At 45.7% G+C, this 16,187-nt stretch carries 9 protein-coding genes; 7 read left to right on the top strand and 2 right to left on the bottom strand.

The window, feature by feature from the left end; translation table 11 throughout:
* The first annotated feature begins 342 nt into the window (after window positions 1-342).
* Together ehuR and AC3CIC_RS18410 are read left to right on the top strand one after the other, a co-directional pair.
* Window positions 343-1,755 (top strand): MocR-like ectoine utilization transcription factor EhuR, encoded by a 1,413-nt coding sequence (gene ehuR, locus AC3CIC_RS18415; RefSeq protein WP_488516639.1) that lies wholly within the window; start codon window positions 343-345, stop codon window positions 1,753-1,755.
* Between the two features lie 670 nt (window positions 1,756-2,425).
* Window positions 2,426-4,249 (top strand): EAL domain-containing protein, encoded by a 1,824-nt coding sequence (locus tag AC3CIC_RS18410; protein ID WP_488516638.1) that lies wholly within the window; start codon window positions 2,426-2,428, stop codon window positions 4,247-4,249.
* A 90-nt stretch (window positions 4,250-4,339) separates the two neighbouring features.
* Here AC3CIC_RS18410 and bamJ read toward each other — a convergent pair whose 3' ends face one another.
* On the bottom strand, window positions 4,340-4,810 hold the full coding sequence (gene bamJ / locus AC3CIC_RS18405; protein ID WP_017006499.1) for a BamJ family beta-barrel-assembly machinery protein: 471 nt from the start codon (window positions 4,808-4,810) through the stop codon (window positions 4,340-4,342).
* A gap of 695 nt (window positions 4,811-5,505) precedes the next feature.
* Between bamJ and AC3CIC_RS18400 the strand changes: the two genes are divergently transcribed.
* The 3 genes from AC3CIC_RS18400 to AC3CIC_RS18390 all read left to right on the top strand — a co-directional run bounded on the left by AC3CIC_RS18400 (window position 5,506) and on the right by AC3CIC_RS18390 (window position 13,362).
* On the top strand, window positions 5,506-7,848 hold the full coding sequence (locus tag AC3CIC_RS18400; protein ID WP_488516637.1) for a glycosyl hydrolase family 18 protein: 2,343 nt from the start codon (window positions 5,506-5,508) through the stop codon (window positions 7,846-7,848).
* A gap of 315 nt (window positions 7,849-8,163) precedes the next feature.
* Window positions 8,164-10,338 (top strand): catalase/peroxidase HPI, encoded by a 2,175-nt coding sequence (gene katG, locus AC3CIC_RS18395; RefSeq protein ID WP_488516636.1) that lies wholly within the window; start codon window positions 8,164-8,166, stop codon window positions 10,336-10,338.
* A gap of 240 nt (window positions 10,339-10,578) precedes the next feature.
* Window positions 10,579-13,362 carry a M16 family metallopeptidase gene (locus tag AC3CIC_RS18390; RefSeq protein ID WP_488516635.1) on the top strand — a complete coding sequence of 928 codons (2,784 nt, stop codon included), beginning with the start codon at window positions 10,579-10,581 and terminating at the stop codon, window positions 13,360-13,362.
* Between the two features lie 99 nt (window positions 13,363-13,461).
* Here the strand turns inward: AC3CIC_RS18390 and AC3CIC_RS18385 are convergent, their stop codons facing one another.
* Window positions 13,462-13,635 carry an ATPase gene (locus tag AC3CIC_RS18385; protein WP_016960244.1) on the bottom strand — a complete coding sequence of 58 codons (174 nt, stop codon included), beginning with the start codon at window positions 13,633-13,635 and terminating at the stop codon, window positions 13,462-13,464.
* Window positions 13,636-13,902: 267 nt separating this feature from the next.
* Between AC3CIC_RS18385 and AC3CIC_RS18380 the strand changes: the two genes are divergently transcribed.
* A complete protein-coding gene (locus tag AC3CIC_RS18380; protein ID WP_394209256.1) occupies window positions 13,903-14,790 on the top strand; it encodes a PhzF family phenazine biosynthesis protein in 888 nt (295 codons plus the stop codon).
* 188 nt (window positions 14,791-14,978) lie between these two features.
* Complete coding sequence (locus tag AC3CIC_RS18375; protein WP_488516634.1) at window positions 14,979-16,187, top strand: EAL and HDOD domain-containing protein; 1,209 nt, start codon at window positions 14,979-14,981, stop codon at window positions 16,185-16,187.

Below are 16,187 nucleotides of genomic sequence, written 5' to 3'. Positions count from 1 at the left end.
ACCGCCCAAATGGACGAACGTTGACCATCGTTAGAGTCATCGCCAGTCATCAATATCTAGTAGAGCTCAGGATCGACCTTCCACTTATGACTGTTTTGCCTCCCAGCTTTGCCTTCCGCTTTGTGGTGCTGAAACTTGAGTAGCAGCAACACGTCCATAACTTTGTTATGAATGCGTTAAGCTCAGTTTTATGCGTTTCCGGCCTCCTTTTTATCAGTGCCGTTTATAGTTCAAACTAGTTCAATACATATCAATACGATTCAATGTTGCCAAATTGTTTTGATTAGGCATACATTAGAGATACACCACTGGCTAAAATTTGGTCAATAAAAATATTGAACTATGACAATTAAATTAAACCTCGAATTAGCCCCAGGGCTCCCGAAATATATGGCGATCTCAAAAGCGATAATGGATCAAATTTCTTTGGGCGTATTGCTGCCGGGATCGAAATTGCCGCCTCATCGTGAGCTGGCCGATCAATTGGCCGTCAGTGTGCAGACGGTCAGCAATGCCTATGCCCATGCAGAAAAGCAAGGTGCGGTTGAGGCGTGGGTGGGCAGCGGGACGTTTGTCAGAAGCTTTGCCCAAGGGAAGGAAAGTGAGTTTCTGCTGACGCAAGACGTTAAGAGTGAACAGTCGGTTTCCGACGTGATTGACATGTCAATTGCACATCCGGTTTACACCAATCAAATCACTCAACTGTTCAATGAAACCTTGTTAGACATTGCCACCCGTGGTGATACCGCTCATCTGCTCAATTCAGCGCGACCCGTTGCTGGGCTGCGACGACACATAGACGCGGCGGTACATTATCTTGCCCAACAAAAGCTGAACGCGGAAGCGGAATGTGTTTTGTTAACCAATGGCGCATGCCACGGCTTGGTACTGGCGCTGGGCACAGCGATTTCGTCTGGTGACACAGTGGCATGCGAGCGGCTTGTTGATCACGGTTTAATTGCACGTTCAAAGATCTTCAATTTTAAGCTGTGCGGCATCGACATGGACGAACAAGGAATCATTCCTGAAGCGCTTGATCGCATCTGCAACCAAAGAGAAATTAAAGCATTGGCATGTACGCCGAGCATGAGCAACCCTACCAGCGCACACATGGGCATGGAGCGCCGAATGGCGATTGCTGAAGTGGTGCAGCGACATAACTTGATGCTAATCGAAGATGATGTTTATGGCGCGTTAGAACCGAATCGTTTACCGCCGATTTCGAGCTTGATCCCTGAGCAGAGTTTCTATGTTACTAGCCTGACAAAAACAGTCGCACCAGGCTTGCGCGTAGGGTATCTGGTTGTTCCGCGCCATCTTAAGCAGCATGCTGTTGGACGATTGGCGGCGACGAGTTGGATGGCCACACCTTTGCCGTTTGAAATCGCCAGTCACTGGATCATTAATGGCTCAGTTGAGCGCATTGAAGCATTTCAGCGTCAGGAGTTTGCGGCTAGACAGCGTCTTGCCGCGAATTGCCTATCCGGCATGCACTTTGAAGCTCACCCTTATGGTCAGCATGTGTGGTTAACCTTGCCCAGCGAATGGCAAGCTGACAATTTACTGGTTGCCGCAAGACAAGCGGGTGTTCAACTGACAGGTTTTCAGCCGTTCACATTAGATAACGATATACGCAGAAATCATGTTCGAATTAGCTTGGGAGGAGAAGCCAGTCGTTATCGTATCAAGCGTGGATTGCAGATCGTTTCAGACTTGGTGAAAAGCGAGCCACCGCCACCACATTTTCTGTTGTAGTGGATACATGTCTTTCATTTAGATAATTCAGTCACTTTTAGTTTAGTTACGGCTTATTGCCTTAGTTTGTGGTTGTGTTGTTACCAAGTATTTATATGGTGGATGTGTTTTATTTCCAATGGGTGCTTGGGGGATGCTAATTAGAAATAACACCAAGGTTTGGTTGAGTGTATATATTTTGGACTATATAATTCGCAAAATTTTTGAACAACAGTGAACACCGTCAACAAACTGCTTCTCTCCTTGGATAGTGCGGACTCTCAGGCTATGAGTTCTTGCCAATTGATTTAGCGGGTATGCCCGTCTTCCCTCATTAACAGACAAAATCACGGCTTACTTTCGAAAGATAGTGAGTGCGATTTTTTTGTGTGTTTAATGATGCCGAATGCAATCATCAGGGTGATTTATGGGTAATGTTTGTTGTGTATTAATCGTACGTGCTGAGATTTAACAACTGTATATGCGCAACTTGTCTACTTTCCGATCCTATTACGATACCTATGTACGTGATATATCCATTGTTTTTTTACTGCTTCTCCCTTTAACTATTTGTAACGCGATTTCGATATTTGTTGGGCAACTATTAAATTTCTCAAACATCCCTTTTGTTGCGCAACAATTTTTTTACTTTTCGAATATTTTGATCGGGGTATACCCAACGGCATTGTGTTTGATTACGACGTACTACTTGTCGTCAAAGCACAGTGTGAATCCAATGGTCGTTGTGCCGTATGCGTTGGCAATGTTCGTCACGATTTCGTTGGCGAATGGTTTGGTGGCGGATCACAATGGTTTGCCAAATAACCCACTCGTAGCCTTGTTGACTGCAGGCGTCGCGACGGCATCTTGTGTGTCATTTCGTCTGTACCCACTCAATCCATCACGTGTCGATTTTGTCAGTGCGCTCTATAAGCAAGTGGCACATTTTTTTGGTTTCTTATTGCTAACCATGGCGTTCTCAGCACTCACGAAGACCATCATTGCGTATGGTGATAAGTACCGTGATTTGTCGGTGATTGATCCACTGACGTTTGATGGCGGCATGGCATATGTCTTTCTATTGGGCCTGTTAGGTTCAGTGGGCATTAATGGGCATAACTTTCTGTTTAGAGCAAAGCAGCAGTTGTTTGAAGACACGCAGTTAAATATCGCTGCATGGGAGGCGGGCGAGGCATCACTGAATATCTTGGGGCAGGGATTCTATGACGCGTTTCTTGCGATCGGCGGTTCTGGAAATGCGCTCAGTTTGCTGTGTTGTATCTTGCTATTTTCCAAAGATCGTCGCCATACCATATTGGCGCTGTCAGCATTGCCTTTAGTGATGTTTAACATCAACGAATTGCTTTTGTTCGGTTTGCCGATCGTGTTTAACCCGACATTGATTCTCCCGTTTATCCTCGTTCCTATCGTCAGCTTTGCGGTGGTATATGGCGTAATGTCTATTGGTTGGGTTAACCCGGTGAGCACGATTGTGGATTGGATGACGCCACCATTTTTAAGCGGCTATTGGGCGACACAAGACAGTCTTGGTGGCGTTGTGCTTCAACTTGTTGTGGTGGGAGTCGGTATACTGATTTATCGCCCTTTCTACTTGCATTACGCAGGGAGAAGTAACATTGACGACAGGGCCATTCTTCGCAAAAGCGAAATTGAAAACAGTACCTTGAAATCTTTCCTCGTCGACGTAAATACTTCGATGGGCGGCTATATCAACAAGCATGAAGTCAGTCAACGTGTGAGCCGTATGCTGAGCCACGGCGAATTTGTGATGTTCTATCAACCGCAGGTGCATTTGCATAATCCGAATCACATCGCATTTGAATCGCTTGTGCGATACAGAGATGTGAAAGGTAACCTCCAGCCACCAACATTTGTCGCCGATTTTCAGCAATTGGGTGCCATGTGGCAGCTTGATACGATGGTGATCGATCTTGTTCTCTCTGACATGAATACTTTCCCTTTGGGGAGCGGATGCAAAATAGGGGTGAATGTTTCTGCAGATACGATCTCCGACCCAAGAACGGTAGATTTCATTGCGAAGCGCTTAGCACGATACGGTGTACCCGCTTCGGCGTTGGAGATAGAGATAACGGAAGAGGCCATTTTAGAAGACCATAGTCAGATAAAGAACAACATTGATGCCCTGCAGCACTTAGGTGTAAAAGTGGCGATTGATGATTTTGGTGCAGGTTATGCGTCGTTTCCTCATTTGCTCAAATTCAACTTCGATAAGGTGAAACTAGATCGCTCGTTATTGCTCAATGTGCAGGAAGAGCGCGGGCAGAATCTGTATCAATTGCTAGCGAAGATCAGTGAAGTGACAGGGTGTGCCATCGTTGCAGAAGGTGTGGAAACCTATGCTGAGAAAATGTTTGTCAAAGGCTGCGGCATTGATATTTGTCAGGGCTACTTTTTTGCGAAGCCTATGCCTCTTGAGGAAGCTGTCGTTTGGACGCGCAGTGTGTCGCATCCGCCAGTCGTCGAAATCGATTAAAACCGAATCTGAAAGTAGGCAGTGGAGTAGGGAAGATACAAAAGCCGCATCAATGTATGCGGCTTTTTTTCAATATGATAGGCAAAGGTATTAGTTAAAATCGAGTAACTCAACTTCAAAGATCAGTGTTGAACCCGGTTTAATTGCACCCGCTGACCCATTGCCATATGCCAAATGTGAGGGAATAAAGAAACGCGTTTTTTCGCCTTTTTTCATCAACTGAACACCTTCTGTCCAGCCACGAATCACTTGGTTTAAGCCAAAATCAATTGGCTCACCACGTTGCACAGAACTGTCAAACACAGTGCCATCGAGCAAGGTGCCGTGGTAGTGCACTTTTACGCGAGATTTGGCGGTTGGGTGTGCTTCGCCTTCGCCTTGTTCCAACACCTTGTATTGAAGACCAGAAGCGGTGGTCATCACACCTTCCTCTTGTGCATTTTTGTCTAAGAATGCTGTGCCAGCTTCAATGTTTTCTGCTGCGGCTTTCTTAGCCTTCTGGCGGTTAAGAATAATGAAAACGAATATCACGAGGATGACGAGAGGTAACGCAAAATCCATGGTAGCTATCTCACTGGTTGTTATTGGCAAAGCCTTGAAGTGAGACATTATCATCAAGCAGAGGTCAGATTGGAATCGTTAAAGCTAAACAAGATGTGACGCTGCTAACGTTGAAGGTAAGAATGACGTATTGAAACGCACGTTTAGAGCCAGTCCTCGTTGCCACCTTGCGCATAGATGGTGCAAAAATTGCCCCAATATCTAACGTAATGCTTTGAATTTCGACGTATAAACACCCGTCCTCCCATATGTTCCACTGATTGAATTAATTGGTATGCCATTTGCTATAAGCCATAGTGCTTACACGGCACGGCTTACACTCACTATTTCTCTGCTGAAGGGAATATTTAGTTAGCGCTTCACATTTGTTGCTTGTCTCCGCCATGCCTTGCGCTGGCGGAGTTTTTTTTATCTATTATTTAACTTCTTTACTTCACTCAGCTTCATCGTGATGTTGGTTAAATATGGTTGATTTTTAAGATAAAAAGTGAATTGTTCACAATGTGATATTCGCCTGTTTTTCTCTTCCAATTAGCTGTCTTGCTGCAAAAAATTTACGAAATAAATGTAACTGAGTAAAAGCATTCCTAACCTTGATACCAAAGTTTGATATTTACATTCGCGTCAGAAATTAAGTAATGGAAAAGTAGGTGTTAGCACAACAACCAACATCCAAGACGTGGAGAAAAATAACAATGTATAAAGGACTTAAGTTCACAGCGGTTGCCGTATGTGTCGCTGGCGTGTTAGGCATGAGTGCCTCACTGCAAGCCGCACCGACACATGATAAAGCGGTTATTGGTTACCTGACGCAATGGGAAGCGTGGAAGGGAACTGATGCAGGTTTTAGCGTAAAAGGCGAAGCAACCCATTTAAACGTAGACATGGATATCTACTCCATCCTTAACTTCTCCTTTTTCGGCGTTGCAAAAGATGGCTCGCTGCACAGTGGTGATTTACGTAACAAGAATATCTACCAACCTAATTCTGTTCAAGAACCAGGCCCACTGTTGCACCCAGATGTTTATTCAAGCTGGGATTTCCATATTCTTTGGGGTGAGCTTGAGTACATTCATGAGTTCCCTGGAAACGAACCATGGCAGGCTGATCAGCTAGCAAAAGTACAAGCACAAGGTTTTGTGAAAGATGGACGCGGTTGGAAACATGCGCCGTCAGGCGTAACAGGCCAAATGCCTATTCCGTTGAAAAAAGAAGGCGGCGCACCGGGTTTGATTGATTTGGCAAACCAAAAAGGCGTGAAAGTGATGGCCTCACTTGGCGGCTGGAGTATGTCCAAGCACTTTCCTGAAATGGCGGCTGATCCGGTCAAAAAAGAACGCTTCCTTGCTGACGTAGACCGTCTAATGGCACTAGGTTTCCACGGTATTGATATTGATTGGGAATTCCCTGGTTCTGGCGGCATGAACTTCACTGGCTCTGATGTCGATTACGCGAACTTTGAACAGTTGATGGATGACATTCGTGCGCGTATTGGTGATGACAAACTGCTGACGGCAGCGTTTAAAGCAGTACCCGCTGCACTAGAAGGTTACGATTGGAATCGTCTGTCGAACTCGATGGATTACTTCAACATGATGACGTACGACCTTAACGGTGGTTGGTCAAACGTTGCGGGTCATAACTCCCCGCTGTACCCGTACCCAGAAGAAGAGTTTGATGGACTAACGTTAGACGATTTGCGCGTTTGGATGCAGGCGCGTGGTATTCCATCTAAGAAGATTAACTTCGGCGCAGCGTTCTACGGTCGTGGTGTTCAAACTAACGAAACAACGGCGTACTTAGGCGCACCTACTGACAAGCGTACCGTGAATTTCTCCGTTGATGGTCCGACTGAGTCGTCAGTGGACTTGGATAACTGGAAAGCGTTTGAAGGTCAACCAAACTACAACTACATCATTAAGCAAAACGGCTGGGAGCATTTCTGGGACGCCAATGCAGAAGTGCCTTATGCAGTGAAAGGAAAGTATTTCCTTAGCTACGACGATGAAGAAGCCATTCGTAAGAAAGCTGAGTATGTTGTGAACAACGATCTTGGCGGTATTATCGTTTGGCAGGTACACGGTGACATTCAGTGTGAAGGTACCTTCATCAATCACGGCACTAAGCTAAAAGAGTGTACCAACCTGAAATCGCCACTGGCACAGCAAATTGACAACGTGTTTAGCGCGAATGTAATGCCAAATGAAGCGCCAGTCATTTCTGTACCGGGTGCACAAGCAGCGGAATCTGGTCAAGTGATTAGCTTTGCTGTTTCAGCGAAAGACGCAGACGGCGACGCATTGTCATTTACCGCGTCTGGTGCAGATGTGCTCGACAACGGTGACGGCACGGCGACAATCACTTACAAAGCACCGAACACCGCAACAGATGTCACTGACACGATTACAATAACTGCAACAGATGGTAAGAAATCTGACGTGGCTACCGTGGCTGTGAATGTGAAAGGCTCTGGTGTTGTTGAAAATACGCCACCAGCACTGACCGTTCCTTCATCAGTTTCAGTTAACGCTGGCGAGCCTGTCGATATCTCGGTGTCTGCTTCTGATGCTGAAGGCGATGCGTTGACCTTTACTGCAAGCGAAGGTGTCGTTGCTCAAAATGGTAACTCTGCAGTTATTACTGTGACTGCACCTGCATCTGATAAAGACAGCGTGATCTTAGTCGTGGTAACAGTGACTGACGGTTCGGATGCTGATTCAGCCACCGTTGCGGTTAACGTGAAAGGTGATACGGGGCCAACTGACAGCAACTGGGACGCCAACAAGGTTTACAACACGGGCGACAAAGTCATTCACAACAGTGTTGAGTTTACCGCGAAATGGTGGACCAAAGGTGAAGAGCCAGGCAAAGCTTCCGTTTGGGAAGAGTTTGACGATGGTTCATTGAACGAGTGGCGTTCAGATAAAGTCTACACAGGTGGTGATCAAACAACTTACCAAGGTAGCACGTACAAGGCGAAATGGTGGACTAAAGGTGACATGCCAGGATCTGCTAATGGCCCTTGGTCACTTCAGTAATGATTCACGCTTAGTTAGCGTTAAATAAGTCATACCGAGCCCCGCATTTCGCGGGGCTTATTTTTTCGGGGTGACTCTAGGTTTCATTGGTCGGTATTGGATGTTTCATTTGGGAGGCTTGTTTATGAATGCACTGTATCAAATGTGAAAATATCGAAATCATGTAAATCTATGATATATATAAATTTAAAACTTATCACGTCTGACATCGAAATTACCTATTACAACGTTCAGATCTTCCAATTGGATACGAGGGGCTAATCCATCTATACCTAAAGTCTGCGCAGACAACATGCGTTTATCTGGAGGAAAGTTATGTCTGATATGAGTCAATGCCCATTCCACAATTCTGCTGGTGGTGGCACCACAAATCGTGATTGGTGGCCAAACCAACTTCGCATCAGTATTTTGCATCAACACACCCCTGAGTCTAATCCCCTAGGCGGTGGTTTTAATTACCGAAACGCATTCAAAGCGCTCGATCTCGAAGCGGTGAAGCAAGACATTCATGCAGTAATGACTGACTCTCAAGATTGGTGGCCTGCAGATTTTGGTCATTATGGCCCGTTTTTTATTCGTATGGCGTGGCACAGCGCGGGTACCTACAGAACATCAGATGGACGCGGTGGCGCAGGCACTGGGAATCAGCGATTTGCGCCAGTCAATAGCTGGCCTGACAACGGAAACTTAGATAAAGCTCGTCGATTACTTTGGCCGATCAAACAAAAATATGGCCAACAGATCTCTTGGGCTGATTTGCTGATCCTAACGGGTAACGTTGCATTGGAGTCGATGGGATTCAAAACGATTGGTTATGCAGGCGGTCGTGAAGACATTTGGGCGCCAGAGGAAGATGTTTATTGGGGCACAGAAAAGACTTGGCTTGGTGATACTCGCTATAGCGGAGACCGCGATTTGGAAAACCCACTTGCTGCTGTTCAAATGGGGCTTATCTATGTGAATCCAGAAGGGCCAAACGGTAACCCTGACCCACTTGCTGCTGCTGTTGATATTCGTGAAACCTTCGCACGAATGGCAATGAATGACGAAGAAACCGTCGCATTGATTGCGGGTGGGCATACTTTTGGTAAAACACATGGCGCAGGTGATGCTGCATTGGTTGGGCCAGCGCCGGAAGAAGCGCCGATAGAATTACAAGGCTTTGGTTGGATAAGCAGCCATGGTTCGGGTAAAGCCGGTGATGCAATTACCAGTGGCGTTGAAGTCACTTGGACACAAGCACCAACGCAATGGACCAACTATTTCTTTGAAAACTTGTTTGGTTACGAGTGGGAACTGTCGAAAAGTCCCGCTGGTGCACACCAATGGGTTGCGAAAGACGCAGATGGCGTTATCCCTGACCCATTTGACAGTTCGAAGAAACGGCTCCCCACTATGCTAACAACGGATTTGTCTCTTCGTTTTGATCCAGCTTACGAAAAGATTTCTCGTCGTTTCATGGAAAATCCGGATCAGTTTGCAGAGGTGTTTGCACGCGCATGGTTTAAGTTGACCCACCGTGACCTCGGTCCTCGTACTCGTTATCTTGGTTCAGAAGCGCCGAGTGACGTAATGATTTGGCAAGATCATGTACCAGAGCGCAATCATGTATTGATCGATGCCGCTGACATTGCACATCTGAAAGCCAAAATTGAGGCAACGGGTTTAACTGTCTCAGAATTAGTGTCTACAGCCTGGGCGTCTGCATCGACGTTCCGTGGTTCAGACAAGCGTGGTGGTGCCAATGGCGCACGCGTTGCACTTGCACCTCAAAAAGATTGGGCGGTTAATCACCCAGACCAGTTGTCGATGGTGCTAGAGAAATTGGAAGGCGTGCAGTTTGACTTCAATGGAACTCAAACGGGCGATAAGCGTGTTTCACTTGCGGATATCATTGTTCTAGCGGGTGGTGTCGGCATCGAAAAGGCGGCTAAACATGCTGGCGAAACGGTTGATGTGCCGTTTACACCGGGAAGGATGGACGCGTCACAGGACGAAACTGATGTTCATTCCTTTGAGGTGTTAGAGCCTGAGGCTGATGGTTTCCGAAACTATGAGAAGGCCAAATACACCGTCTCTGCAGAGGAAATGTTGGTTGATCGCGCGCAATTACTGACACTAACAGCGCCAGAAATGACCGTGCTTGTGGGTGGCATGCGTGTTCTTAACACCAACGCGGGTGGTCATTGTCACGGAGTATTCACGCATCGTCCTGAGTCGTTAACCAATGATTTCTTTGTTAACTTGCTCGACATGGGCATTGAATGGAAACCCATTAGTGGCGATGACGTGTTTGAAGGTCGTGACAGGTCAACAGGTGCGGTCAAATGGACAGGTACTCGTGTTGATTTAGTTTTCGGCTCAAACTCACAACTTCGCGCATTGGCAGAAGTTTATGCCACACAAGCTTCGCAACAAAAATTCCTGAATGATTTTATAGCAGCGTGGACGAAAGTCATGAACTTAGATCGCTTTGATCTCATTGCCTAATGCTTGATTTTATTTAGTCATGAAAGAGATACGGAGTCGCCACGCGTTGGCGGCTTTTTTTTTCGAAAGAAATCGGGCATGACTTTAGTGATCTCCGAGCGAAATTAATCTCAATTGACACTGAACCTCACATTCTCGCTTGAATTGCAATTTTTCCAACCTTGCCTATGTCTTAATAGTCATCAAATTAAAACATCATTTCTTGTCAGTGATTCGTAGCATTGAATTTCCGGAGCCTCTATGTTTGCTCGTCTAGCAACAACACTAGCATTACTGTTAGTGGTGGGTTGCTCAACACTTACGCTTTCTCCTGCATTAACGACGGATCCTAATTGGACATCAGTCACGCTTGCCAATGGTTTTCAGTATCACCTGTTCCCGATAGAAGGTGAAAACGTTGAAATTCGCTTGGTAGTGAACGTTGGGAGTCTAAACGAGCAGGACAATGAGCGAGGCTATGCGCATTTCATTGAGCACATGGCGTTTAATGGCACCGAGCGATTTCCAAGCAATTCTGTGTTCGATACGTTTGCTGCGGTAGGCGTCGAATTTGGGCCTGACATTAATGCGGTAACTGATTATGGGCGGACGATCTATCAGCTTTCTCTCCCGGACAACGGAAGTACGCAGCAAGCGTTGGCGTGGTTTAGAGACATTGGCGATGGGCTGATACTCGACCCGCAAGAAGTGGACAGTGAGATAGGGGTTATTTTTGGTGAATGGCGTCAAGACAATCGCAGCGATGCATCTTGGCAGCTCAAACTCTATGACACATTACTCGCAAACTCGCCCTATGTCGTTCGCGATCCGATTGGTACTGATTCAACGTTGACAGAGGCTACGGCTGACAAACTCAGGGCGTTTTACACGAAGTGGTACCAAGCCAATCGAATGCAGTTGGTCGTGGTTGGCGGTATCGATGTCGCCAACTTAAGTCAGAAGATTGATGACGCGTTTGCGTCATTGCCTTCCAATAACGCAAAGCCAGAGCTCCATCAACTTGACGAGATAGACGCCAATATTCTTTATCCATTAACGCTTTATGCGCCGCAAGGCGAGTCGCCTGCTGTTGTAGTTAGCTTTCCCGATGGACGTCAGAACGCGATCAATACGTTGAGAGAGCAAAGAGAGATGTGGTTGGAATGGATGGTTTTGGATGCCATTCAATTGCGATTAGAAGAACAGTTCGACCGTGCCGGTGTTTCGCACAATGGCATTTATAACAGTGTTGCCTTTACGCCAGGTTATGACGTGTACGAGTTGGTTGTTGAATTTAATAATGTCGACAGACAATTTATATTGGATGAATTGGCGAAAAATATGGCATCTCTTCGCGACCATGGTGCTAGCCATGGTGAATTTTCTGCGTTGCTTGAGCAGTACAAAGCGTCCATTAATTTGTATGAAGACTACCTGCCCATTGAGATTGCAGAAACGGCAATGCAAGATCTCTACCTCAACCGATTACCCCAAGATGACCGAGAGCAGAATGCAAATTTCGAAGGTTTTCTCAATACGCTGTCGCTTGATGCATTCAATGCAAGGTTAGCCAAGCTTCTTTCTGCCCCTCATCAAGCCGTCACTTTGGTTTACGACAATGGGGAATCAATATCTGATGCTGAAGCATTGAAGCGGCGCTATTTTGCTGATGCCGGAAAGCGGGGCGAAAACGTAAATGTCGCCTATTTGGATGTGGAGATACCGCAACCTGAAACATTCAGTGAGGGGGTGGAGGCGGTCAATGAACGACACGACAGCCTATTTGAATGGCAACTGCCAAACGGATTGCCCGTGATGTTTTATCAAATGGATCGGCCGACGTATGAAAGTTATGTGGTTTTACAAGCCAAAGGGGGGCTATCCGTTCTTTCTAGAACAGAAAGGGCTGCGCTTGATTTACTGTTTGAAACCTACCGAACCGGCAACGTCGGCAATATTGAAGCGTTTGATTTTTCGCACTATCTTGAGGTTCGTTCGATTTCTATCGAACCCGAAGTATTCAATAAAAGTCATAATTTCGCGTTGTTGAGTCCCAATGAATACCTCCCTGAAGCATTGAATGCGCTGCGATACCTGATTGAAAAGATTGAACCCAATAACGAGGCGTTTTCACGAGAAAAAGCACGCATTATTCATCGGGTAAATAGTGCGGAAAGCTCACCTTATGATGTGTTTGGCCGGGCATCGTTAGATACGATTTATCCGTCTGACTCTTATGAGTCTCCGTTGTCAGCGGAAGATTATGAATCGGTAACGTTTAATGATGTTAAACATGTTTACCAAAAGCTGTTCAGTGACGTAGGGCACTTCAGTATCTATGTAGTGTCAGATGAATCACTTGGCATTGTTGAAAGTATGGTGACGGGCTATTTGGGTAGCATGACCACCCAAAGGCAAGAAACAAAGCCAGTATTGAACCGATATAACCGTAATGGTGGTCGTGTTGTTAAGCATCTTTCACCAGAATATCGTACCTATGTCGAGCGTGTATTCGTCTCTGAGGCAACGCCGCGAACATTGAATTTAATTTACGCAGAAGACATGTTAAACCGTGTGTTGCAATCTCGTTATAACGACCTTGTTCGAGAAAAACATGCGTTGTCTTACGACCCGTATTTTTCTTCTTGGACGCGGGATGGCGAGGCTTTATCGGTGACGAGTTTAACTGCGTTAATTTCTCCGGAAAAAGAAAAGCTATTGGCGTCGCTTTGGCCCGAGATTCAGGGCGCGCTGACTGCCCCTGTGTCAAAACGTGAAAGAGATAACGCCGCTCGTCAGCTTTCAAGTGATATGTATGACATTAGTAACGATGGTTTGTACATGGTGGGTGCACTGGCGCGATACGACCTGTGGGGATATGGCGTAGAAGGGGTGTTGTACCCTGATGAGATTATCTATCAAATAGATGAGGGGATGTTGACCCGTTTAGCTAAACAATTATTTGACGGCAGTACACTGTTTGAAAGTATCTTGAGACCTAACAACCTTGAGACCCAACAACCTGAAATAAAAAACGCGCTTTAGGCGCGTTTTTTTTGACGAATTTAACCGCTTAATAGCGGAGCCATATGCCATTGAACTGACAAACTCCGCGACCGTTCGCGGTTAGTGTTCAAATCATCATTAATGCGTTGATTTACCGCCGAAGTACTTTTCCATAACCTCAGGCGTGAGTTCGCCTTTCTCTTCTAATGCTTTAAGCTCCGCGACGATACGCTTTTGATCTTCTAAAGAAGGCAAAGGAAGATCGGGTTCGCGCTCAGGAGCGCCTTTCATCATGTTTTCTAAATCGATCATTGTTTAATACTCATAGCCAATGTGGGACATATTCTAAGGAAAATACCTAACATCTAGCAAGCAAATGACGCCTCAACAGCATTCTTAGCGTGGTTAAAGCAATTTTCGTGACGACAAGGTCGCGCATACCCTGAAAGAACATCAATTTCTTGTGTTTTTCGCTTTTTTGTAACACTGTAACAAATATACCTAAATGTGTTTTGTGCCTGTTATTTCGAAACAGGTCGCATGGCCGACAGAGAATAATAAAAAACAAGGAAGGTAGCGATGTCAGAATTTATTGAAGTCTATGTGGTTAATGCCTTTGTTGCTGACAATAAAGGCGGCAATCCAGCGGGCGTTGTTCTCAACAGCGCTCATCTCACCGCCAAGCAAATGCAGTCTATCGCCAAAGAACTTGGCCATTCTGAAACCGCGTTTGTCTCCCCTTCGAAAAAAGCAGATTTTCGTGTGCGTTTTTTCACACCAACAAATGAAGTCGATTTTTGTGGTCACGCTACGGTCGGTACGTTTTCTACTCTGTTTAAAAATGGGAAAATAGAGGCTGGTGACTACAAGCAAGAAACTGGCGCAGGGGTGTTAGGGGTATCCGTCTCTCCTGAAGGACGCATCTCCATGGAGCAAACATTGCCTAAATTTGGTAAAGAGTTTGCTGCTGATGAACTAGCATCAATGCTCGGCTTAACCGTTGAAGACATACTTGCAACCGGATTACCGGTAAAAGCAGTATCTACTGGCTTGTTTGATATCATTGTCCCGGTAACCGACGAAGCGGTATTGAACAAGGTTTCGCCCGATTTTGCAGCCATTAAGAAATTTAACAAGGCAACCAAGACAGGGGCTGTACACGTGTTTTCACTGACGCCTGCAGAATCCGATATTTCAGCACGCTGTCGTAACTTTGCCCCGCTACTTGGTATTAATGAAGAATCAGCAACCGGAAGTGCTGCGGGTGCGTTAGCGTCTTATCTGCATGTTTATCAAGGTGGTGGTAAGTATCGCTATTTGTTTGAGCAAGGCGAGAACTTGAACCGACGCTCATTAATTTGGGCCAGTGTTGAGCCTGATGGTGATGACATCACTCAAGTGAGTGTTGGAGGTTTCAGTGACAAACCTCAGCGGATCCCTTTCCGCATTGAAGAAGCCACTGAGTAAACAGCAAACCTATTGAAAGTTATAAATAAAAAAGAAGCCTCTTGGCTTCTTTTTTTGTTTTTGTCATTCGTGGGTCCAAGACGTGTGATGTTGAACAAGAGTTTCGTCTATTTAACGGAAAAAAAAGGAAATATACGGCATTTGGTCTAAATTTTAATTACATGTCTCATAAATAGGATGGCGACTGCGTGGCCGAAGTGTTTTTCTCATGCCAACCAATCTTTGACAATGAACTGCACCATTGGGGTAGCGAATTGCTATTCCGTGAGGGATTGGAAAACAAATTTCCGTCTGTCGATGAAGACACGGCGACATCGCGTATCTTGAGTGCCAATTTTCTATCCAGTGCCAATCGTAACGCTGACATTCTCTATATCGTCAGTTTCGGGGAGTCCTCGTTACTGAATGAGATCCCATTGGCGATGCCGTCACAGCATTTGATCATTTCGGTGACGGACGATTGCTTACCTTCTCAAGAGCTCGTTAGTAAGCTGAGAAGCTATCGTTCTGAAGGATATCGTATCTTGATGGATAGTAAGGCCATGGATAATGAATGGCGCAGGCATCTTGAATTGGTCGATATCTTTAGCATTAGTATGGAACGTAGCAATCCAGCAGATTGGGAAGAAACCATTACACAGTTTTCACAACAAGTGTTTTTGGCAAGAAAAGTAGAGACACAAGAAGAGTTAGCTGCAGCGCAAGGCTATGGATTTGCGTTGTTTCAAGGCTACTTTTTTGAAAAACCTCAGGTTGTTCGTACTGATGATGTTGCCCCGTCAGTGATGTCGTTGCTGGACGTTTGTATCATCATCAATCGTACTCCTGATGATATCGACACCCTCACCAAAATTATTTCCAAAGATGTTTCTTTGCTTTACAAGGTGATAGCTAGCGCAAACATTTTGGCAAAAACCAAGAAAAACAAAATTTCTAATCCACGTCAGGCGGTGGTGTATTTAGGTGTGCAATCTCTAAGGCGTCTAGTGTCATTGCTGATCATGTCTAACTTGAACCACCAACATGCAGCCCAACTCCAAAGTGTGTCTCTTACCCGCGCGACGTTTCTTTCGTCATTGACGCTCGATTCTGAGCAATTTAATCAGGATGAAGGGTTCATTGTTGGCGCTTTCTCAATGCTAGACGTGATGTTGAGTAAGCCAATGGCCGACATTATTGGGTTGCTTGATCTTTCTCCCGATGTGAAGCGCGCTTTGGTTGCCAGAGCGGGTGTATATGGCAACTTACTTTCATTGTGTCACGACATTGAACATGCGAACTGGAATGGTTTATTGCATTGGTGCAATCAACTCAAGCTTAATGATAAAGCGGTGTTAAAAGAGTACGAGCAGGCGCGAGATAGTACTGCGGATATCACTTCTAGCATGCAGGTTTAG

This window comes from Enterovibrio sp. QJM3NY_24 (assembly GCF_057786035.1).
This window is presented reverse-complemented; position numbering and strand designations above follow the sequence as displayed.

Coding starts and splice junctions, on each gene's coding strand:
- AC3CIC_RS18385 (WP_016960244.1), bottom strand. CDS start 13,635: ATGATCGATTTAGAAAACATGATGAAAGGCGCTCCTGAGCGCGAACCC.
- AC3CIC_RS18400 (WP_488516637.1), top strand. CDS start 5,506: ATGTATAAAGGACTTAAGTTCACAGCGGTTGCCGTATGTGTCGCTGGC.
- katG (WP_488516636.1), top strand. CDS start 8,164: ATGTCTGATATGAGTCAATGCCCATTCCACAATTCTGCTGGTGGTGGC.
- AC3CIC_RS18390 (WP_488516635.1), top strand. CDS start 10,579: ATGTTTGCTCGTCTAGCAACAACACTAGCATTACTGTTAGTGGTGGGT.
- bamJ (WP_017006499.1), bottom strand. CDS start 4,810: ATGGATTTTGCGTTACCTCTCGTCATCCTCGTGATATTCGTTTTCATT.
- AC3CIC_RS18380 (WP_394209256.1), top strand. CDS start 13,903: ATGTCAGAATTTATTGAAGTCTATGTGGTTAATGCCTTTGTTGCTGAC.
- ehuR (WP_488516639.1), top strand. CDS start 343: ATGACAATTAAATTAAACCTCGAATTAGCCCCAGGGCTCCCGAAATAT.